The following is a 19,116-nucleotide window of genomic DNA, read 5'->3' as shown; positions in this document are numbered from 1 at the left end:
ACACAGATACACCTTTTCAGACGGCCTAAACTCAATATTTGAAATTTTCACCCAAATAAACCGAACGGACTTGTTCATTGTTGACCAAATCATCCGGCTTGCCTGAAGCCAATACCGTACCGTCGCTGATGATGTAGGCACGGTCGCAGATGCTGAGGGTTTCGCGCACGTTGTGGTCGGTAATCAATACGCCGATACCGCGTGATTTGAGGAACTCGATGATTTTCTGAATATCGATGACGGCAATCGGGTCAACGCCGGCAAAAGGTTCGTCCAACAAAATGAAACGCGGCTGCATGGCCAACACGCGCGCGATTTCGACACGGCGGCGTTCGCCACCGGACAAGGACGGCGCAGGGTTGTTGCGCAGGCGCTCAATATTCAAATCTGCCAACAGTTTTTCAAGTTCGGCATCGATGCGGCTTTTGTCCTTCATGCTGATTTCCAAAATGGCGCGGATATTTTGTTCCACGGTCATTTTGCGGAAAATCGAGGCTTCCTGCGGCAGATAGCCGACGCCGAGGCGGGCACGTTCGTGAATCGGCAGGTGGCGCAATTCTTGGCCGTCCAACATCACGCTGCCTGCATCGGCGGCAATCAGGCCGACAATCATGTAAAAGCTGGTGGTCTTACCCGCGCCGTTGGGGCCGAGCAGGCCGATGACTTCGCCGCTTTCGATTTCAAGGGAGAAGCTTTTGACGACTTGGCGTTTTTTGAAACTTTTTTGCAGGTTTTGAACCACAAGACGGCTGTTGTTTGCGCTCATATTCTGTTGACTTTCGATATTGACCTCAGGCCGTCTGAACCTTTTTCAGACGGCCTTTTTGTGTGTTTTCTTATTTGTTTTTCTGCGTGCTGGACGGCTGGATGACCACGCTGACGCGGCCGGATTTGGCGGCGGATTTCACACCGGATTTGGCGCTGCCGTTGATGGTATAAACCTCGGTTTTGGTGTTGTAGGTAATGACCGCACCTTCAGCTACATCGCCGCCGCGCTGTACTTTGGCATTGCCGGTCAGGGTAACCAGACTGGCTGCGGAAGAATACGTCACGGTATTGGCTTGGCCGTTGACCACGCCTTTGCCGCCGTCCAACTCTTGGCTGAATTTGACGGGCGAGCCGGTGGCTTTCATCAACTGCTCGCTTTTGTCGTTGCGTGAAACGGTCACGCTGCCGGCGCGGATATTGAGCGTGCCTTGTTTGATGATGACGTTGCCGGAAAAGGTGGTGCTTTGGTTGTTTTGGTCAAGCGAGCCTTGGTCGGCTTCGATTTGAATCGGCTGCTTGCTGTCGCTTTGCAGGGCAAAGGCCGGGCTGGCGGCAAAAACGGCAACAAGGGCTAAGGTTTTACAAATTTTTTGTATCATAAATTGTGGCTTTCACTTTGGAAGGGAAATTCAGCAAACCGGTTTTGTGGTCATAAGTCATGCCGTTTGCCTGACCGCCGGACTGTCCGTATTGGAAAGTAACGGGGCTGTCGGTATGGGCGTATTGCGCCTCGGTATCGACATTCAAGCGTTCGGTTTTGACGATGCCGGCCAAACGCTTGGCATCGGCCGCTTTGTTTAAGACAACATTTTGTTCGAAAACGACTTTTTTGTTTTGGATATTGTACACGGCCTTGTCGCTGCCGACTTCGTACAACAGGCTGCCGTCGCGGTAAAACGAAAGATGCGGTTTGTCCAAATGCACGTCCGCGCTATTGGGATATTGAACGGCATCGGCCGCGCTCAGGTTTTCTTTCAGACGGCCTTCTTGGTCAAAACGTTTGCCGTTGATGCCTTTCATCGAATATTGCGGCTCATTCGGATTGAGGACGACTTCTTCGACCTGCACTTCGCTGATGCGGCCGAGCCACGCCGCCAGTGCGCCGAGTGAAACGGCCAACACCAGCGGAAAGGCGATTCCGTAACGCCATCTGATTTTCATCGTACATACTCTTTCAAAGCAGGTTCAAGCGTACCTTGCGCCTGCATAATCAAATCGCACACTTCACGCACCGCGCCTGCGCCGCCGGAACGTCGGGTTACATAATGGGCGTATTGCAAAGTAAACCAATGCGCTTCGGGGACGGCAACCGCCAATCCGCAACGCACCATCACGGGCAAATCGACAACATCGTCGCCGACAAAGGCGCACTCATGCTCCTCCACGCCGGCCTGTTCGCGCAATTGGGCGTAGACGGCACGTTTGTCGTGAATACCTTTGAAGTAATAGTTGATACCGAGCTGCTTCACGCGGATACCGACGGAAGGCGCATCGCGGCCGGTAATAATCGCAGTTTGCACGCCGCTAGCCTGAAGCATTTTCAAACCGTGTCCGTCCAAAGTGTGGAACGATTTGATTTCTTCGCCGTTATCACGGATAAAAATGCGGCCATCGGTCAAAACACCGTCCACATCCAGTATCAGCAGTTTGATGCCTGAAGCGCGTTGTTGCAGGTCGGAAGAGAGGTTTTGCATAAGGTTTCCTTATTTCAGACGGCCTATTCTAGCATAAGGCCGTCTGAAAACGTTTTTGCCGTCGATTCAGACAATTCGTGCCATCAATAAATCGTGCATGTTCAGCGCGCCAATCAGTACGCCGTTTTCTTCGACCACCAGCAAACCGTTCACATGGCCGCTTTGCATGGCTTTCAAAGCTTCGGTGGCCAGGCGGTCGGCGGAGATGGTTTTCGGCGAAGCGTGCATGATGTCATCCACTTTCAAACCGGCAAAGCTGTCGCGTTCTTGAAACAGACGGCGCAAGTCGCCATCGGTAAATACGCCTTTCAGACGGCCTTCGGCATCGGTTACCGCCAACATGCCCAAGCCTTTTTCACTCATACGGACAATGGCCTCTTTCAACGGCGTGCCCAACAAAACGGCAGGCAGGGCTTCGTCTTTGTGCATAATATCCGCCACACGCAACAGCAGGCGTTTGCCCAAGCTGCCGGCCGGATGGCTTAAAGCAAAATCGTCGGGCGTGAACGCTCGTGCGCGCAGCAATACAACCGCCAGCGCATCACCCAAGGCCATCACGGCGGTCGTACTGGAAGTCGGTGCAAGGCCGAGCGGACAGGCTTCTTTGGAAACCGCCGCGGTAATATGGATATCGGCATGACGCGCCATGGTGGAAGTCGGATGGGCAGTGATGCAGATAAGCGTGATGTTTTTGCGTTTCAACGCCGGAATAATCGCCGCAATTTCATCGCTTTCGCCGGAATTGGAAATGGCAATCACGACATCGTGGTCCACAATCATGCCCAAATCGCCGTGCGCCGCTTCGGCAGGGTGGACGAAAAACGCAGGCGTACCGGTGGAAGCCATGGTTGCCGCCATTTTGCGGCCGATGTGTCCGGACTTGCCCATGCCAGTAATGACGACCCTGCCCTTGCAGTGCAACAACGCTTCCGCCGCACGGACAAAATCATGGTCCAAAGCCGCCGCAATTTCACGCAAACCTTCGGCTTCCGTATCCAATACATCGCGCGCCCAGTCGAGATAAAGTGTGTTTTCCGCCATCAAAGCCGCCTTTCATGCTTGAATTTAGGTTTGTTTTGCCCAAATTAATCAGCTGTAAACTGTTCAAATTCATCGAATCGGCGTAGCATTACCGCCACTTCACAAACAAACCTATTATGTAAAAGGAATCAGAGATGACTATTTTATCGGACGTTAAAGCATTAGGACAACAAATCTGGTTGGACAACCTCTCCCGTTCGCTGGTACAAAGCGGCGAATTGGCCGAAATGCTCAAACAGGGCGTATGCGGCGTAACTTCCAATCCTGCCATTTTCCAAAAAGCCTTTGCAGGCGATGCCCTGTACGCCGACGAAGTAGCCGCGCTCAAACAGCAAGACCTGACCCCGAAACAACGCTACGAAACCATGGCGGTTGCCGACGTACAAGCCGCCTGTGACGTGTGCCTTGCCGAACACGAATCCACCGGCGGCAAAACCGGCTTCGTCAGCCTCGAAGTTTCGCCCGAATTATCCAAAGACGCACAAGGCACGGTTGAAGAAGCGCGCCGCCTGCACGCCGCCATCGGCCGTAAAAATGTCATGATTAAAGTACCGGCAACCGACGAAGGCATTGAAGCGCTTGAAACCCTCGTTTCAGACGGCATCAGCGTCAACCTGACCCTGCTTTTCTCCCGCGCCCAAACCCTCAAAGCCTATGCGGCCTACGCGCGCGGCATTGTCAAACGTTTGGAGGCGGGACACGATGTTTCCCATATCCAAGTTGTCGCCAGCTTCTTTATTTCCCGTGTCGATGCCGCATTGGACGCTACCCTGCCCGACCACCTCAAAGGCAAAATCGCCATCGCGCTGGCCAAAGCCGCCTATCAAGATTGGGCGCAATACTTCGGCAGCAGCGAATTTGCCGCACTTGCCGAAAAAGGTGCCAACCGCGTACAACTTTTGTGGGCATCCACAGGCGTGAAAAACCCTGCCTATCCTGACACTTTGTATGTTGATAGCCTGATTGGCGCCCATACCGTCAACACCGTTCCCGATGCGACACTCAAAGCCTTTATCGACCACGGCACCGCCCAAGCCACTTTGACAGAAGGTGTAGACGAAGCCCAAGCGCAGCTTGCCGAAACCGCCAAACTCGGCATTGATGTCGAAACTTTGGCAACGCGTTTGCAGGAAGACGGTTTGAAACAATTTGAAGACGCTTTCGCCAAACTGCTGGCTCCCTTGGCTTAAGCAGATTAAACAGACGGCCGATTGAAACTTAAATCATTTTGAAAAGTCTCAGGCCGTCTGAAATCCAAATTCGGGCGTGTACGGCACGCCCTTTTCTATCACGATTTGAATACCGTGCAGGCATACTGCCCCTGCCCTACACAAACACCCTGCCATGTATATAGGACGTTTTGCCCCCAGCCCTACCGGCCTGCTTCATATCGGCTCCCTGCTGACCGCCGTCGCCTCCTATGCCGATGCGCGCGCCCATCAGGGCAAATGGCTGGTTCGCATTGAAGACCTTGACCCCCCGCGCGAAATGCCCGGCGCCGCTGCCGACATTTTGCGCACGCTTGAGGCTTTCGGTTTTGAGTGGGACGGCGAAGTCGCCTATCAAAGCCGCCGTTACGACCTGTATCAAGACACACTCGACCGCCTCAGGGCAGCCGGGCTGGTGTATCCCTGCCATTGCAGCCGTAAAGACTGGCAGGCGGCGGCAACACATGGCGCAGACGGATTTGTGTACAACGGCCGTTGCCGCAATCCACAGCAACGACCCGACACGCAAAACAAAATGCCGGCATGGCGCATTCAAGTTCCCGATCGCGTGATCGGTTTTTCAGACGGCATTGTCGGACATTACGCACAAAATCTGGCACACGATATCGGCGATTTTGTCCTGCTTCGCGCCGACGGCTATTGGGCCTATCAGCTTGCCGTGGTTGCCGACGATGCCGATCAAGGCATAACGCATATTGTCCGCGGTCAGGACTTGCTCGTTTCCACGCCGCGCCAAATCTATCTGCAACAATGCCTCGGCATTCCCACACCGGCCTACGCGCACCTTCCCCTGTTGACCAACAGCCAAGGGCAAAAATGGTCAAAACAAACCCTTGCTCCGGCTTTGGATTTGAATCAAAAAGAACAGCTTCTCCGCCAAGTCCTAACCTACCTCAACCTACCCGATGCACCTACAGTGAACCATCCTCAAGAATTGCTCGATTGGGCGGTAGCGCACTGGCAAATGGACAAAATCCCAAAATCGTCCATTATCACGGACTGAATTAGCGCAATTACAACAAAATTACTCTAGGTATTACAATATTTCATAAAATTATGTAAGTAATCTTCGGATCCATTCCAAACCATGCCCAAGAAGCGAAAAATCATGTATATTTCAAAAATTTCCTAAAATTGTCACAACCTGATAATTTCAAGGTTGTAACAACATACGGCTGACGCGTTATTGAGGATGACAAAGCGCGGCAGATCTCCCACGATACAACAAAAAGAATACCGCTATGCCAAGTGCCATTATTGTAGAAGACGAAGTATTAGCAGCAGAACGCTTACGTGTATTATTGGAAGAGTGCAATGTCGTACTGCTCAACGTCTTTCACCATGCCATGCCAGCATTGGAGTGGCTGAGTGTTCACGAAGTCGACATCGTATTTGCCGACATCGGTATGCCGGAAATCGACGGTCTCGAGTTTGTCGAACGCATTAAGCGTACCGCCAAACGCCAGCCGGAAATTGTATTCACCACAGCCTACGAAGAACACGCCCTGCGCGCGTTTGAGCTGGCTGCCGCAGACTATCTGCTCAAACCGATCAAAATGACCCGCCTGCAAACCGCGCTTGACCGCATCATCGAGAAAAACCGCGAAAAAGCAGACAGCTTCACCCATTTCAAAGTGTACAACCGCGAACGCATGGTCGAAATCCCATGGCAACAGGCGCGTTACCTGATGGCGGAACACAAAACCGTCTATCTGTTTACCGGCGACGGCCACAGCTACGAATTACCGAAGACCCTAGTTTACTGGGAAGAATTGCTGGGCGACAAAGTCATCCGCATCCATCGCAATGCCCTCGTCTTCCGCCACACCCTCGACAGCCTGATTCGACTGGACGATGACGAAAACGACGAATACGCATCCACATGGGGCGCCAAAATTCTCGATATTCCAACTCCGTTGCCCGTCAGCCGCCGACAACTGTCCACCCTGCGGAAAATCATTAAAAACAGCATCTAACAATGCGTTCCTTGACTGGCTCTTTTTAAATCAAAGGCCGTCTGAAAAGATATTTTCAGACGGCCTTTTAACTTCTCAGTCCAATGACAGAAAGCAGAAAAAGAAACGGACCAGAGCTTGTCATTTAGCTTTATCCAAACTCTCAATTTGATCAAACCTTGTTACATCCATAAACAAAGTTTTCCATTTTTTAATCCAGTATCTCTCAATTACTACCACTCAACAGAAAAGGCCGTCTGAAACATTCAGACGACCTCGATATTCAAGCCTTACCGATTAAAAGAACAATTCACGCCAGCTGATGCGTTTGAGTCCGCATGTACGGCCTTGTACTTCCAGGCTGACCAGCTGGTTAGACAAGAGACTGCGATCGCCTTTGGTTGCAAAACATTTATTGTTTGGCACGCTCGGCGTAGCGTTCAACTCCTTATCCGTACCCGTGCCGCCGCTATCGCCATCGGCAGTTACCGGAGAATCGTCGGCTTTGCTGGAATTCATATAAGTAAAGTTGATAACGCCATCAAAAGTCATACCGTTGGCGTAATAAATCTGGCCATTATTTTCACGTTTGATAAACGTACGATCCTTGCTGGAGATACGAGCATCACGCAAGCCCAAACGACCGCCGTTTTCGGCATTTACGCCTAGAATAATCGTTTTCGCTGTCGTTTGTGTGGACGTACTGTCCGGCAAACAAACATCGGTACTGGAAGAATCAGTATGAATTGTTTTGCTTTCATACTTGCGGATGGTCAGAACAGCTGTACGCAAAATCATCGTCGGCTTGACAGTCACACGTTCATTCGGATCTAAAGTCAGACTCCAGCCTTTTTTGCCTTCACCAACTTTATTGTCGCTGACATAAATGTGTTCGCCGTCACTTTCTCTGGTTTGCTGTTCCAACTCACTGCTGTTTGCCAAAACCGCTTTTTTAGATTCATCAGTAGACACATCGTCGTAAATACCATAAACGGCATTGATTTGTCCGTTGGTACCTTCTAGTTCATTCTGATAAATCTCGCTACCCGTACCAAAAATAACGACATACTTGTCTTTACCGCGACGGGAGACCGCAGGCGCAGACGTAATCGGTTGATTACCCGAGCCTTGGAAAATCATTTGTGCCGACCATTCAGACGGTGTTTCACCACTCAAGTCGAAGCGGAACATATTACCGTAACGGTCGCCTGCATAGGCAATATCGACAATACCGTCAAAATCGGTGTCCACCAAAGTGGGGGTAGAGAGGCCACCTTTGCCATCGTGTACAGGAATTCTGCGCAAGAGCTTGCCGGCTTCTTTAGAAAAAGAAACATTAGTGCCAGTATTTTTCGTCCCTGCCTCTTTCCCTGTCATATCATAGACATATAAAGCCGTTTCATTGTCAGCACTGTTCACATCTTCAGTACGATAGCCGCTAGCCAAGAAGCCCGCATAACGCACATTCGATTCCAGATTGACCGGAGTGGTATCGCGTTTGATGGAAACACGGCCGATTTGTGTCGAACCAATGGTATAACCCAGCTTATTGTCAGAGCCTTTTTTTGTTTCAAACAAAGGTACAGTCGTATTCCAACTACTACTACGATCACTGTCAGCCACTTCACCAATATTCAACGCATATGCACCGCGTCCGCCTTGACCCATTGCGCCAAACATAAAGATTTGCTTATCAGGCGTTTGACGAAGAACAAAACCACCATTGACCATATATCGGTGTGGTTGTTCTTTTGTGGAACCATAGCCCTCACGAGCAATATCCTTCAGAACTTTACCCAAAGTTGTTGCTTGACCTTTATCGTCCTCGCGCTCCATTCCTGCCGGAATATAGCTGAGTTTCAAGTCATAAGGATTGTCAGACGTATCATTACGACGGAAAATATGTACCATGCCGTCATTGGCAGCGGCAACCAAAAACTCTTGACTGCCTTTATCTTTATCCTTATCCCCAATAGCCGCAACCGAACCGTCTAAAATATCGCCTAAATTACGTTCATCTTTATTTGGATCATTAGGGTCAGTCGGACGGACACGATAAGACTGGCTATAATCTTTTGCTCCGGCATCCGCTTTAATGGCTTCATCAATACCTAATCGGCCAGTCCATTTCAGCAATGCATTTTTCCATTCCAACTTATCTTTCGCACTGCCGTCTGAAATGCCAAAATCAGCATTTTCAGCCTCATTATCTACAACTTCATTGATGAAATAGGTCTTACTGCCATCATTAACCAAAGTAAGGCGGTTATTAAATGATGGCTGAACAAACTCTGTCGTATTGATAGGCGTACCATCGCGTTTTAATTTATAAAACCGCAACTGACTGCTCCAAGAGCCGGTATTCAAATGAACCGTTGCCGCCATATTGGGAATACCTGTACTGGTCGTTGCCGGTGCAGTTGAAGATACTCCTTCAAATTTCGTATTCTTGCTGTCATTTTCAATATTGTCGACAATGGTTTTAAAGGCTTTAAGCAAATCTTCTTTTTTCGCAGCATTAAAATACCAGTCTGGACGGCTCGCACCATTTTTCAGATACTCTCGCCCAACTTCAGAGACTCCCTCACCAAAACCCACAGTAAAAGTCTGAACCAATTGCTTGCTGTAATCTACACCTTTGGGATCGCTTGGATCACCATCCCAGCTTTTATCTGCAGCATCTAAACCGTCTTTTGCTGTTTTAATGTCTTTTTCTGCCAAAGTTTGACTGAAGAAACGCATACCGCGTTTTTCAACTTTACCAGTTTCGGGATCTGTATAGCTTCTATCCCAATAAGGAACAATGATTTCGCCTAAAGGTATCCAATTCCCTGAAGTATTTTTTTGATAGTTAGTATATTGGCATTGAAACTTTTTCTCCCCTTCAGGAGTATTCGATCTCGGATCATAATTTGGCAGATCAAAATATCCTTCAAGGCCATTTCCTGAAAATTTCTTACCTTGCCTATGTTTATCTTCATAAGCTTTTACTTCAGACGGCCCAAAATATTGGTATGCAGACGTACCCGCACTACGTTCAATATCGCGGTAATAGTTTGAATAATAATAATCCCTATCGTAGTTGAAGTTAGTATTGCGAGACAAGCGAGGATCTTCACCTGGAATCTGGTTACTACAACTCATATTGGCATCACCGTCCGACATCACAATCACATAAGACTTCTGACAACGGTATTTGATGTTGGGCATCACAAAGTTTTTAACTACTTCATAGTAGCGGCGCGTGATTGGCGTAGCATGGCCGGGATCAATGCGATCTACCCTCCTTTGAACGTCCTGCCAATTATCAGTAAAGCCCTCCTCATCTAGAATGTCGGTATGACCATTGTTATGCAGGGTTTGCAAACCCCATTGGAATCGTTGCTTTTCTCCATACTCTTTCAATACCGATTTTAGAGCCTCCTTAGTAATCGTTATTCTTTTATCAGCCAATACAGATGTTTCCTTACCTTGCACATTCCATTGCATACTGCCCGAGTCATCAATCAAAAACATAATATTGTGTTTGACTTTGGGTTGACCGCTGACGTCGGTTTTGTTTTGCAGGTAAAAAGGAGTTTGGGCAAATTGCTGCGTATTTGCCTGAACGGAAATGCTGATAAGCGCTAAAGCGGAAGCGACGCTTGCATGAATGAGGCGATGGCGGCCTGATGGAGCGTTTTGCATAATGTGTTCTTTTTTCATCGGATAATCTCAGCTAAAAATGACGTTGTTTTTATTTTTTATGGGGCTACGATTTTAGCATAAACAGCCTGTTTCATGTTTGATTCGGCTGAATTTCCCTACACCTGCATTTCAAACACAACAAAAATGAAACAATCTGTCTGCTCAGTTTTAAGACGGCCTGACTGAATATTTAGTTCAGCCTTATTCATCAAGCATTTCAAAAGCAAGAGACTGTACCGTAAAGATAAAACGTTTTTAAATTATCGATTATTTGCTCTACGCTTGAAATTCCTATTACTTTGACTTAAAATACACTGCTTCTACGGCATAGACCGCTATGTCTGAAAAAGCACGTTACACAGCAAAATCAAAGCTGCGGAGCGTGTTTTTTTTTAGCCGAGATTTCCGAAGGCTGTCTTTTTTGTAAACAATTTTTATTTTTCAGACGGCCTGACCCATTTTTTTCGAACCGACCATCATCAGGCAAACAGGATTCCATCATGACCACTCCGGCTCTTCTCGTTCTCGCTGACGGCAGCGTATTTCACGGCACATCAATCGGTTACGAAGGTTCGACTTCCGGCGAAGTCGTGTTCAACACTTCCATGACCGGCTATCAGGAAATCCTGACCGACCCTTCCTACTGCAAACAAATCGTTACCCTCACCTATCCACATATCGGCAACACCGGCACCAACACCGAAGATGAAGAAAGCCGTAGCGTTTACGCCGCCGGTTTGATTATCCGCGACTTGCCGCTCTTACACAGCAACTTCCGCGCATCCGAAAGCCTGCACGACTATTTGGTACGCAACAAAACCGTCGCCATCGCCGACATCGATACCCGCCGCCTGACCACCCTGTTGCGTGAAAAAGGTTCACAAGGCGGTGCAATCTTGACTGGTGCAGATGCCACGGTTGAAAAAGCACAAGAACTGATTGCTGCATTCGGCAGCATGGTCGGCAAAGACTTGGCAAAAGAAGTTTCCTGCACAGAAACTTACGAATGGACCGAAGGTGAATGGGAATTGGGCAAAGGTTTCGTTACCCCTTCCGAACAGCCTTACCACGTTGTCGCCTACGATTTCGGCGTTAAAACCAACATCCTACGCATGCTTGCCTCACGCGGCTGCCGCCTGACTGTCGTTCCGGCGCAAACCAGCGCGGAAGACGTGTTGGCACTAAATCCTGACGGCGTATTCCTGTCCAACGGCCCCGGCGACCCCGAGCCTTGCGACTACGCCATCAAAGCCGTACAAAAACTGATGGAAAGCGGCAAACCAATTTTTGGCATTTGCTTGGGACATCAGCTGATCAGCCTTGCAATCGGCGCAAAAACCCTGAAAATGCGCTTCAGCCATCACGGTGCCAACCACCCCGTACAAGATTTGGACAGCGGCAAAGTCATCATCACCAGCCAAAACCACGGTTTCGCCGTCGATGCCGACACCCTGCCCGCCAACGCACGCATTACCCACAAATCCTTGTTCGACAACACTTTGCAAGGCATCGAACTGACAGATAAACCCGTGTTCTGCTTCCAAGGCCACCCCGAAGCCAGCCCGGGTCCGCAAGACGTCGGTTATCTGTTCGACAAATTCATTGACAATATCAAAGCAGCAAAACAATAAAGCTGATTTTTTCAGATGGCCACACTCAACTCAACAACAGGCCGTCTGAAAACCAAACCTCAAAAAATATAAATTCAGGTACACACTCTCTCAACATCTACACAGTCTGAAACCCAACCCTCTAATCAGAAAGGAAAAACCATGACAGAAAAGCAAATGCGCATTCTATCCGTCGTCGCCACCCTAACCGCCGTCGGTATGTACGTTTCCTATATCCCACAAATCCAAAACAACCTTGCCGGCAACCCCGGCTCGCCGCTGCAACCCCTCGTCGCCGCCATCAACTGCACATTATGGGTTGCCTACGGCTTTTTGAAAGAAAAACGCGACTACCCCGTCATGCTGGCAAACGCACCCGGTATCATTTTGGGCTTGATTACATTTATCACCAGCTTTTAAGGAAGTTTTCAGACGGCCTGTGCAAAATAAAAACGCAAAAGGTCGTCTGAAAAAAGATTGTCTTGCCGCAACATTTAATTCAATCAGCAACCCCATCCCCTCTCCCGTGGGAGAGGGCTAGGGAGAGGGCAGCAAGCCGCAAGGCTTGCACAAACAGCAACCCGACAACAAAAATGAACCCGCCCGAAAAACTATTGACCGCCGACAACCCCGCCCTGCGCCAACGCGCCAAAGCCATGCGTCAAGAAATGAGCGAGGCGGAAGCAAAATTGTGGCAGCACCTGCGGGCAGGCCGTCTGAACGGCTATAAATTCCGTCGCCAGCAGCCGATTGGAAACTATATTGTTGATTTTATGTGCATAATGCCCAAGCTGATTGTCGAAGCAGACGGCGGACAACACACAGAACAAGCCGCATACGACCACGCGCGGACGACATATCTCAACAGCCGGGGCTTTACCGTGCTACGTTTTTGGAACCACGAAATTTTGCAGCAAACAAACGATGTACTGGCGGAAATCCTGCGCGTGTTGCAGTAATTGGAAAAGCAGCCTGCACGGTAGCAGATGGCTGATTTTTATTAAATTATTGAAAATAATAGAGTATAAACCGACTGAATTGAGCATTTATAGAGGCCGTCTGAAAAGTAAAAAGCAGCCTGCACAACCTATTTTCCTTGCAGAACCTTTAATCTCAACAGCCGCCCCGTCCTCTCTCCCCGTGGGAGAGAGCCAGAGAGAGGGCAACAAGCCGCAAGGCTTGTATTTGGGAGATTTAGGTGTTGGGAAAGATTGCTGCAATTCGGGGAATGCCCTCTCCCCACCCTCCCCCACGGGGGAGGGAGCGGGTTGCAGCAGATTCAAGCGTTGCAGGCCGTCTGAAAAAGAATGCCCGAAACATCAACAGCAGGAATTTTTCAGGTAGTCTTTATCGCAAGGCTGATGGAACAAACGCTGCAAGCGTTTTTTCAGACGACCTTTGAACCCATCGGTAGGGTGTGTACCGCAAGGAACGCACGCGGTGGGCTGGGGTTGCAGGGAAAATGGAGAACGCGTGCATGCGTACCGTCCTACATACGGGCTACGAGCTGTGTTACACTTAACCAAGGAGTTAGTAATGTTTAGTGATATTTACTTGAACCAGAAAAACTATTTTGGTATCGAAAAAAGATTGCCTTTTAAAGCATTTTGGGATAATGGCGGACAATGTTATCTAGACTTAAAAGTAGTAGATGGAAAAATAATTGCACTTTGTGGACAACTTATTAATTATACAAATACATCTATTGTAAATGCTGCAGAGGAAGTTTATCGGTCAATAATTGACTATTTAATTTCTAACGAGATTTTAGTTGTTAGAACTAAATTTTCTTTCAAAAATATTTTTTCAACTAACGAAAAAAAATATAAGGAAATAGAAAAAGAAATAAATAAATTCTTATATGAAAATATGGACTGGTATTTATTTTTTAACAATGACATAACATTAGATCCATATACAGGGAATGATTTAATATGGCATGTGCAAATCGATCCAAATGATGGGGGTGCGCAATTCTTAGAAACTTATCAGTCATGGGAAGTTTTACAACAAAAGTACCCCAACATTACATTTTCATATGATAAAAATGATTTAATCTTAACCAAATAGAGACCCACCATGCCCAAACGTACCGACCTAAAATCCATCCTTATCATCGGCGCCGGCCCTATCGTTATCGGTCAGGCCTGCGAATTTGACTATTCGGGCGCACAGGCCTGCAAGGCTTTGCGTGAAGAAGGCTATAAAGTCATTCTGGTGAATTCCAACCCCGCCACGATTATGACCGACCCTGAAATGGCGGATGTTACCTACATCGAGCCGATTATGTGGCAGACGGTGGAGAAGATTATCGCCAAGGAGCGGCCTGATGCGATTCTGCCCACAATGGGCGGGCAGACTGCCTTGAACTGTGCGCTGGATTTGGCGCGCAACGGCGTATTGGCGAAATACAACGTCGAGCTGATTGGCGCGACCGAAGACGCGATTGACAAGGCGGAAGACCGCGGCCGCTTTAAAGAAGCGATGGAAAAAATCGGTTTGTCTTGCCCGAAATCTTTTGTCTGCCACACCATGAACGAAGCTTTGGCAGCGCAAGAACAGGTCGGCTTCCCTACCCTGATTCGTCCTTCTTTCACGATGGGTGGTTCGGGCGGCGGTATTGCCTACAATAAAGACGAATTTTTGGCAATTTGCGAACGCGGTTTTGATGCGTCGCCTACGCATGAATTGCTGATTGAGCAGTCTGTTCTCGGCTGGAAAGAGTACGAGATGGAAGTTGTACGCGATAAAAACGACAACTGCATCATCATTTGCTCGATTGAAAACTTCGACCCGATGGGCGTGCATACCGGCGACTCCATCACTGTTGCGCCTGCACAAACATTGACCGACAAAGAATACCAAATCATGCGTAATGCTTCGTTGGCAGTGTTGCGCGAAATTGGCGTGGATACCGGCGGTTCAAACGTGCAGTTTGCTGTAAACCCTGAAAATGGCGAGATGATTGTGATTGAGATGAACCCGCGCGTAAGCCGTTCTTCTGCGTTGGCATCTAAAGCAACGGGCTTCCCGATTGCCAAAGTAGCGGCCAAACTGGCTGTCGGCTTTACGCTGGACGAGTTGCGCAACGACATTACCGGAGGTCGCACCCCTGCGTCGTTCGAGCCTTCCATCGACTATGTCGTGACCAAAATCCCGCGTTTTGCGTTTGAAAAATTCCCTGCCGCAGACGACCGCCTGACCACGCAAATGAAATCTGTGGGCGAAGTGATGGCAATGGGCCGTACCATTCAAGAAAGCTTCCAAAAAGCCTTGCGCGGTTTGGAAACAGGCTTGTGCGGCTTCAACCCTCGCAGCGAAGACAAAGCGGAAATCCGCCGCGAACTGGCCAACCCCGGCCCTGAGCGTATGCTTTTTGTAGCCGATGCGTTCCGCGCAGGCTTCACGCTGGAAGAAATCCACGAAATCTGCGCCATCGATCCTTGGTTCTTGGCGCAAATCGAAGACTTGGTGAAAGAAGAAAAATCGGTTTCAGACGGCCAGTTGCAAGATTTAGATTATGCCGCTTTACGCCGTCTGAAACGCAAAGGTTTCTCTGACAAACGTTTGGCACAATTGTTGAACGTAAGCGAAAAAGAAGTCCGTGAACACCGCTACGCGCTGAAACTGCATCCGGTTTACAAACGCGTCGACACCTGTGCCGCCGAGTTTGCCACCGAAACCGCCTACCTCTACTCCACTTACGAAGAAGAATGCGAATCCCATCCTTCCGACCGTAAAAAAGTGATGATTCTCGGCGGCGGTCCAAACCGTATCGGCCAAGGTATCGAATTTGACTACTGCTGCGTTCACGCCGCGCTTGCCCTGCGCGAATCCGGTTTTGAAACCATCATGGTCAACTGCAACCCTGAAACCGTATCCACCGACTTCGACACCAGCGACCGCCTGTACTTCGAGCCGCTGACATTGGAAGACGTATTGGAAATCGTCCGCACCGAAAACCCATGGGGCGTGATTGTGCATTACGGCGGCCAAACCCCGCTCAAATTGGCCAATGCCTTGGTGGCAAACGGCGTGAACATCATCGGCACATCTGCCGACAGCATCGACGCTGCCGAAGACCGCGAACGCTTCCAAAAAGTATTGAACGACTTAGGCCTGCGTCAACCGCCCAACCGCATCGCCCACAACGAAGAAGAAGCCCTCGTTAAAGCCGAAGAAATCGGTTATCCGTTGGTTGTACGTCCTTCTTACGTACTCGGCGGCCGCGCCATGCAGATTGTTCACTCTGCCGAAGAGTTGCAAAAATACATGCGCGAAGCCGTACAAGTTTCCGAAGACAGCCCCGTATTGCTCGACTTCTTCTTGAACAACGCCATCGAAGTGGACGTAGACTGCGTTTCAGACGGCCAAGATGTCGTGATCGGCGGCATCATGCAACACGTCGAACAAGCAGGTATCCACTCCGGCGACTCCGGCTGCTCATTGCCTCCATACTCATTGGACGAAGAAATTCAAGACGAAATCCGCCGTCAAACCAAAGCCATGGCATACGCACTGGGCGTGGTCGGCTTGATGAACGTACAGTTTGCCGTACAAGACGGCGTGGTCTTCGTACTGGAAGTGAACCCACGCGCCAGCCGTACCGTACCGTTCGTATCCAAAGCCACCGGCGTACCGCTCGCCAAAGTCGGCGCACGCGTGATGGCAGGCATTTCGCTGAAAGAGCAAGGCGTAGAAAAAGAAGTCATCCCAGACTTCTACGCCGTTAAAGAAGCCGTGTTCCCATTCATCAAATTCCCAGGTGTGGACACCATTCTCGGCCCTGAAATGCGCTCTACCGGCGAAGTCATGGGCGTAGGCGCAAGCTTCGGCGAAGCCTACTTCAAAGCCCAACTCGGCGCAGGCGAACGCTTGAGTACAACAGGCAAAGTGTTCCTCGCCGTACGCGACGAAGACAAACCGCTCATCGTCAAAACCGCACAAAACTTCCAAGCACTCGGCTATGGTGTCTGCGCCACACGCGGTACCGCCGAATACTTGAAAGAACACGGCATCATCGTGCAAGCGGTCAACAAAGTACAGGAAGGCCGCCCACACATCGTGGACGCAATTAAAAACGGCGAAATCGCACTGGTGGTCAACACCGTCGGCAGCACAGTGCAATCTGTTACCGACAGCCACAGCATCCGCCGCACCTCCCTCACCCAACGCGTACCGCAATACACCACCATCGCCGGCGGCGAAGCCATGAGCGAAGGCGCAAAAAGCCGCGAGCACTTGGGCGTGTACAGCGTACAGGAATTGCATGGTCGTCTGAAAAACAAAGCCTAATCAATCCTATCGGATTTAAATAGTTAAAAGGCCGTCTGAAACCTGATTGCTCAGTTTCAGACGGCCTTTCTGTAAAAATAAGGAAAACGTAATGAAACAAACTATTCAAGAAAAACTAACTCAAATTTCACTTGCCGAACCACTGCATTTTCTGCTGGCGGCGGAGAGCGGAAGCCGCGCATGGGGCTTTGCTTCGCCCGACAGCGATTATGATGTTCGCGCCATTTATATCCGTCCGCAGGAACATTATCTGCAAATTGATGAAGCAAAAGATACGTTTGAATTTATTGAAAACCAATGGTTTGACGTAGGCTGCTGGGACATCCGCAAGGCTTTGCGCCTGTTGAGAAAAAGCAATGCTGTATTGCTGGAGTGGTTGCGTTCGCCGATTGTTTATACACAAGATGAGGCATTCATAGGCCGTCTGAACGAACTTGCGCCCCAATACGTCCAAGCCGCCGCGTTGTTGCACCATTATCGCGGTATCGCCGGTAATGCTGTGAAAGCCATGGATTTGGCGCAGCCGATTAAATTGAAGAAATGGTTTTACGTCTTACGCCCTTTATTGGCGGCACGCTGGGCGGTGAAACAAGGTGGTATTCCGCCAATGACTTTGGTTGAGTTGATGAATGAGTGGCAGACAGATTGTGCTACCCAAATTACTGATCTGGTTGCATTAAAAGCAGAACAAGACGAAAGTTATCTGCACACATTATCGCCAGAGCTGCAAAAGCTGACTGTTGACCTATATAACGAAATTTCTACCTTATCTGCCCCTGCTGCCGAACCTGCCGATAGCGGGCCTTTGAACGAATTGTTCCGCTCCACCTTGGCAACCATTTATCCGTAAAAGGCCGTCTGAATATGCTGACCCTCGAAGACTTGCACACGCAAAACCTGATTCTGCTTGAAGCCGTATCCGGCAGCCGTGCCTACGGTTTGGCAACGCCCAAGTCCGATACCGACATCAAAGGCGTGTTTTACCTGCCCAAATCCATGTTTTACGGCATGGAATACATCCCGCAAATAAGCAATGAAACCAACGATATTGTGTATTACGAACTGGGACGGTTTATCGAATTGCTGCTGCAAAGCAATCCGAACACGCTGGAGCTGCTGGCTTCCCCTTCCGACTGTGTACGATACCGTTCGCCATTGATGGATGCGTTCAAAACCAAATGGTTTATCTCTAAAACCTGCCAGCAAAGTTTTGCAGGCTATGCCTACGGACAAATTAAAAAAGCACGGGGATTGAATAAAAAAATCAGCAATCCGATGCCGTCTGAAAAGAAAAGCATCCTTGATTTCTGCCACATCATAGAAGGCAAGCAAACCGTACCGTTACAGTACTGGCTTGCACAACGCGGAATGGAGCAAAGGCGTGTAGGCTTAATCAAAATAGCCCACGCCCGAGAACTTTATGCGCTGTTTTACGATGCCGACGGCACGCTTGGCTACCACGGTATTGTACCCAAAGCCACAACGCTCTCACTCAGCCCCATTCCAGAAGGCGAAACACCGCTTGCCCATCTATCCTTCAACCAAGACGGATACAGCAGCTACTGCCGCGAATATGCCTCTTATCAACAATGGCTGGTAGAACGCAACGAAACACGCTATCAAGGCACACAGGGCGCGACGGTCAAGGTTACGATGCAAAAATATGAATGCATACTTTCCGCCTGCTTGAAACCGCGCGCGATATTCGCCCTTCATGGCGAAATCCGTCCACGCCGTCCCAATCGTGACGAATTGCTGCCATCAAGCGCGGTTCTTTTCCTTACGGACTGAACTTGTTTCGGGCGTCGGTGCTAACGAACTATTGACTTAAGTAAAG

17 protein-coding genes are annotated in these 19,116 nt (G+C 49.4%); 10 read left to right on the top strand and 7 right to left on the bottom strand.

The window, feature by feature from the left end; translation table 11 throughout:
• Nucleotides 1-31: 31 nt before the first annotated feature.
• The 5 genes from lptB to TW89_RS01480 form a co-directional block, all read right to left on the bottom strand.
• Nucleotides 32-766 carry an LPS export ABC transporter ATP-binding protein gene (lptB, locus tag TW89_RS01500; protein ID WP_003679854.1) on the bottom strand — a complete coding sequence of 245 codons (735 nt, stop codon included), beginning with the start codon at nucleotides 764-766 and terminating at the stop codon, nucleotides 32-34.
• A gap of 70 nt (nucleotides 767-836) precedes the next feature.
• Entirely contained in the window at nucleotides 837-1,367 is a 531-nt protein-coding gene (gene lptA / locus TW89_RS01495) for a lipopolysaccharide transport periplasmic protein LptA (RefSeq protein WP_049328829.1), read from the bottom strand.
• Nucleotides 1,348-1,929, bottom strand: a complete 582-nt coding sequence (gene lptC, locus TW89_RS01490; RefSeq protein WP_003748335.1) for an LPS export ABC transporter periplasmic protein LptC — start codon at nucleotides 1,927-1,929, stop codon at nucleotides 1,348-1,350. Before lptC ends, lptA begins: the two co-directional genes overlap by 20 nt.
• On the bottom strand, nucleotides 1,926-2,462 hold the full coding sequence (locus TW89_RS01485; protein WP_128580325.1) for a KdsC family phosphatase: 537 nt from the start codon (nucleotides 2,460-2,462) through the stop codon (nucleotides 1,926-1,928). The genes lptC and TW89_RS01485 overlap by 4 nt, the downstream gene beginning before the upstream one ends.
• A gap of 66 nt (nucleotides 2,463-2,528) precedes the next feature.
• Nucleotides 2,529-3,503 carry a KpsF/GutQ family sugar-phosphate isomerase gene (locus TW89_RS01480; protein WP_003748334.1) on the bottom strand — a complete coding sequence of 325 codons (975 nt, stop codon included), beginning with the start codon at nucleotides 3,501-3,503 and terminating at the stop codon, nucleotides 2,529-2,531.
• Nucleotides 3,504-3,637: 134 nt separating this feature from the next.
• Between TW89_RS01480 and tal the strand changes: the two genes are divergently transcribed.
• The 3 genes from tal (at nucleotide 3,638) to TW89_RS01465 (ending at nucleotide 6,708) form a co-directional block, all read left to right on the top strand.
• The gene (tal, locus tag TW89_RS01475) at nucleotides 3,638-4,693 is read left to right on the top strand and encodes a transaldolase (RefSeq protein WP_128580324.1); all 1,056 of its coding nucleotides are present in this window, start codon (nucleotides 3,638-3,640) and stop codon (nucleotides 4,691-4,693) included.
• Nucleotides 4,694-4,847: 154 nt separating this feature from the next.
• Entirely contained in the window at nucleotides 4,848-5,735 is an 888-nt protein-coding gene (gene gluQRS, locus TW89_RS01470) for a tRNA glutamyl-Q(34) synthetase GluQRS (protein WP_128580323.1), read from the top strand.
• A 238-nt stretch (nucleotides 5,736-5,973) separates the two neighbouring features.
• The gene (locus TW89_RS01465; RefSeq protein WP_003686784.1) at nucleotides 5,974-6,708 is read left to right on the top strand and encodes a LytR/AlgR family response regulator transcription factor; all 735 of its coding nucleotides are present in this window, start codon (nucleotides 5,974-5,976) and stop codon (nucleotides 6,706-6,708) included.
• A 276-nt stretch (nucleotides 6,709-6,984) separates the two neighbouring features.
• Here the strand turns inward: TW89_RS01465 and pilC are convergent, their stop codons facing one another.
• A complete protein-coding gene (gene pilC / locus TW89_RS01460; RefSeq protein ID WP_283114230.1) occupies nucleotides 6,985-10,374 on the bottom strand; it encodes a PilC family type IV pilus tip adhesin in 3,390 nt (1,129 codons plus the stop codon).
• Nucleotides 10,375-10,874: 500 nt separating this feature from the next.
• Between pilC and carA the strand changes: the two genes are divergently transcribed.
• From carA to TW89_RS01445, 3 genes are all read left to right on the top strand, one after another.
• Nucleotides 10,875-12,005, top strand: coding sequence for a glutamine-hydrolyzing carbamoyl-phosphate synthase small subunit (gene carA / locus TW89_RS01455; protein WP_128580321.1), 1,131 nt, complete (start codon nucleotides 10,875-10,877; stop codon nucleotides 12,003-12,005).
• 141 nt (nucleotides 12,006-12,146) lie between these two features.
• Complete coding sequence (locus tag TW89_RS01450; RefSeq protein ID WP_016687622.1) at nucleotides 12,147-12,404, top strand: SemiSWEET family transporter; 258 nt, start codon at nucleotides 12,147-12,149, stop codon at nucleotides 12,402-12,404.
• 173 nt (nucleotides 12,405-12,577) lie between these two features.
• Entirely contained in the window at nucleotides 12,578-12,943 is a 366-nt protein-coding gene (locus tag TW89_RS01445; protein ID WP_128580320.1) for an endonuclease domain-containing protein, read from the top strand.
• 360 nt (nucleotides 12,944-13,303) lie between these two features.
• Here the strand turns inward: TW89_RS01445 and TW89_RS11675 are convergent, their stop codons facing one another.
• A complete protein-coding gene (locus TW89_RS11675) occupies nucleotides 13,304-13,510 on the bottom strand; it encodes a hypothetical protein (protein WP_164836680.1) in 207 nt (68 codons plus the stop codon).
• Between the two features lie 10 nt (nucleotides 13,511-13,520).
• Here TW89_RS11675 and TW89_RS01435 point away from each other — a divergent pair, with 10 nt between their 5' ends.
• The 4 genes from TW89_RS01435 to TW89_RS01420 all read left to right on the top strand — a co-directional run bounded on the left by TW89_RS01435 (nucleotide 13,521) and on the right by TW89_RS01420 (nucleotide 19,070).
• On the top strand, nucleotides 13,521-14,054 hold the full coding sequence (locus TW89_RS01435; RefSeq protein WP_070681324.1) for a hypothetical protein: 534 nt from the start codon (nucleotides 13,521-13,523) through the stop codon (nucleotides 14,052-14,054).
• Between the two features lie 9 nt (nucleotides 14,055-14,063).
• Complete coding sequence (gene carB, locus TW89_RS01430; RefSeq protein WP_128580318.1) at nucleotides 14,064-17,279, top strand: carbamoyl-phosphate synthase large subunit; 3,216 nt, start codon at nucleotides 14,064-14,066, stop codon at nucleotides 17,277-17,279.
• Between the two features lie 91 nt (nucleotides 17,280-17,370).
• Nucleotides 17,371-18,129, top strand: a complete 759-nt coding sequence (locus TW89_RS01425; RefSeq protein ID WP_128580317.1) for a nucleotidyltransferase domain-containing protein — start codon at nucleotides 17,371-17,373, stop codon at nucleotides 18,127-18,129.
• A 14-nt stretch (nucleotides 18,130-18,143) separates the two neighbouring features.
• The gene (locus TW89_RS01420; RefSeq protein ID WP_283114224.1) at nucleotides 18,144-19,070 is read left to right on the top strand and encodes a DNA polymerase beta superfamily protein; all 927 of its coding nucleotides are present in this window, start codon (nucleotides 18,144-18,146) and stop codon (nucleotides 19,068-19,070) included.
• The last annotated feature ends 46 nt before the right edge of the window (nucleotides 19,071-19,116 follow it).

Source organism: Neisseria flavescens (genome assembly GCF_001618065.1).
Classification (GTDB): Bacteria; Pseudomonadota; Gammaproteobacteria; order Burkholderiales; family Neisseriaceae; genus Neisseria; species Neisseria flavescens_A.
This window is presented reverse-complemented; position numbering and strand designations above follow the sequence as displayed.

Excerpts from the sequence above, each read along its gene's own strand:
- lptB (WP_003679854.1), bottom strand. The coding sequence starts at position 766 with ATGAGCGCAAACAACAGCCGTCTTGTGGTTCAAAACCTGCAAAAAAGT.
- lptA (WP_049328829.1), bottom strand. The coding sequence starts at position 1,367 with ATGATACAAAAAATTTGTAAAACCTTAGCCCTTGTTGCCGTTTTTGCC.
- lptC (WP_003748335.1), bottom strand. The coding sequence starts at position 1,929 with ATGAAAATCAGATGGCGTTACGGAATCGCCTTTCCGCTGGTGTTGGCC.
- TW89_RS01485 (WP_128580325.1), bottom strand. The coding sequence starts at position 2,462 with ATGCAAAACCTCTCTTCCGACCTGCAACAACGCGCTTCAGGCATCAAA.
- TW89_RS01480 (WP_003748334.1), bottom strand. The coding sequence starts at position 3,503 with ATGGCGGAAAACACACTTTATCTCGACTGGGCGCGCGATGTATTGGAT.
- tal (WP_128580324.1), top strand. The coding sequence starts at position 3,638 with ATGACTATTTTATCGGACGTTAAAGCATTAGGACAACAAATCTGGTTG.
- gluQRS (WP_128580323.1), top strand. The coding sequence starts at position 4,848 with ATGTATATAGGACGTTTTGCCCCCAGCCCTACCGGCCTGCTTCATATC.
- TW89_RS01465 (WP_003686784.1), top strand. The coding sequence starts at position 5,974 with ATGCCAAGTGCCATTATTGTAGAAGACGAAGTATTAGCAGCAGAACGC.
- pilC (WP_283114230.1), bottom strand. The coding sequence starts at position 10,374 with ATGCAAAACGCTCCATCAGGCCGCCATCGCCTCATTCATGCAAGCGTC.
- carA (WP_128580321.1), top strand. The coding sequence starts at position 10,875 with ATGACCACTCCGGCTCTTCTCGTTCTCGCTGACGGCAGCGTATTTCAC.
- TW89_RS01450 (WP_016687622.1), top strand. The coding sequence starts at position 12,147 with ATGACAGAAAAGCAAATGCGCATTCTATCCGTCGTCGCCACCCTAACC.
- TW89_RS01445 (WP_128580320.1), top strand. The coding sequence starts at position 12,578 with ATGAACCCGCCCGAAAAACTATTGACCGCCGACAACCCCGCCCTGCGC.
- TW89_RS01435 (WP_070681324.1), top strand. The coding sequence starts at position 13,521 with ATGTTTAGTGATATTTACTTGAACCAGAAAAACTATTTTGGTATCGAA.
- carB (WP_128580318.1), top strand. The coding sequence starts at position 14,064 with ATGCCCAAACGTACCGACCTAAAATCCATCCTTATCATCGGCGCCGGC.
- TW89_RS01425 (WP_128580317.1), top strand. The coding sequence starts at position 17,371 with ATGAAACAAACTATTCAAGAAAAACTAACTCAAATTTCACTTGCCGAA.
- TW89_RS01420 (WP_283114224.1), top strand. The coding sequence starts at position 18,144 with ATGCTGACCCTCGAAGACTTGCACACGCAAAACCTGATTCTGCTTGAA.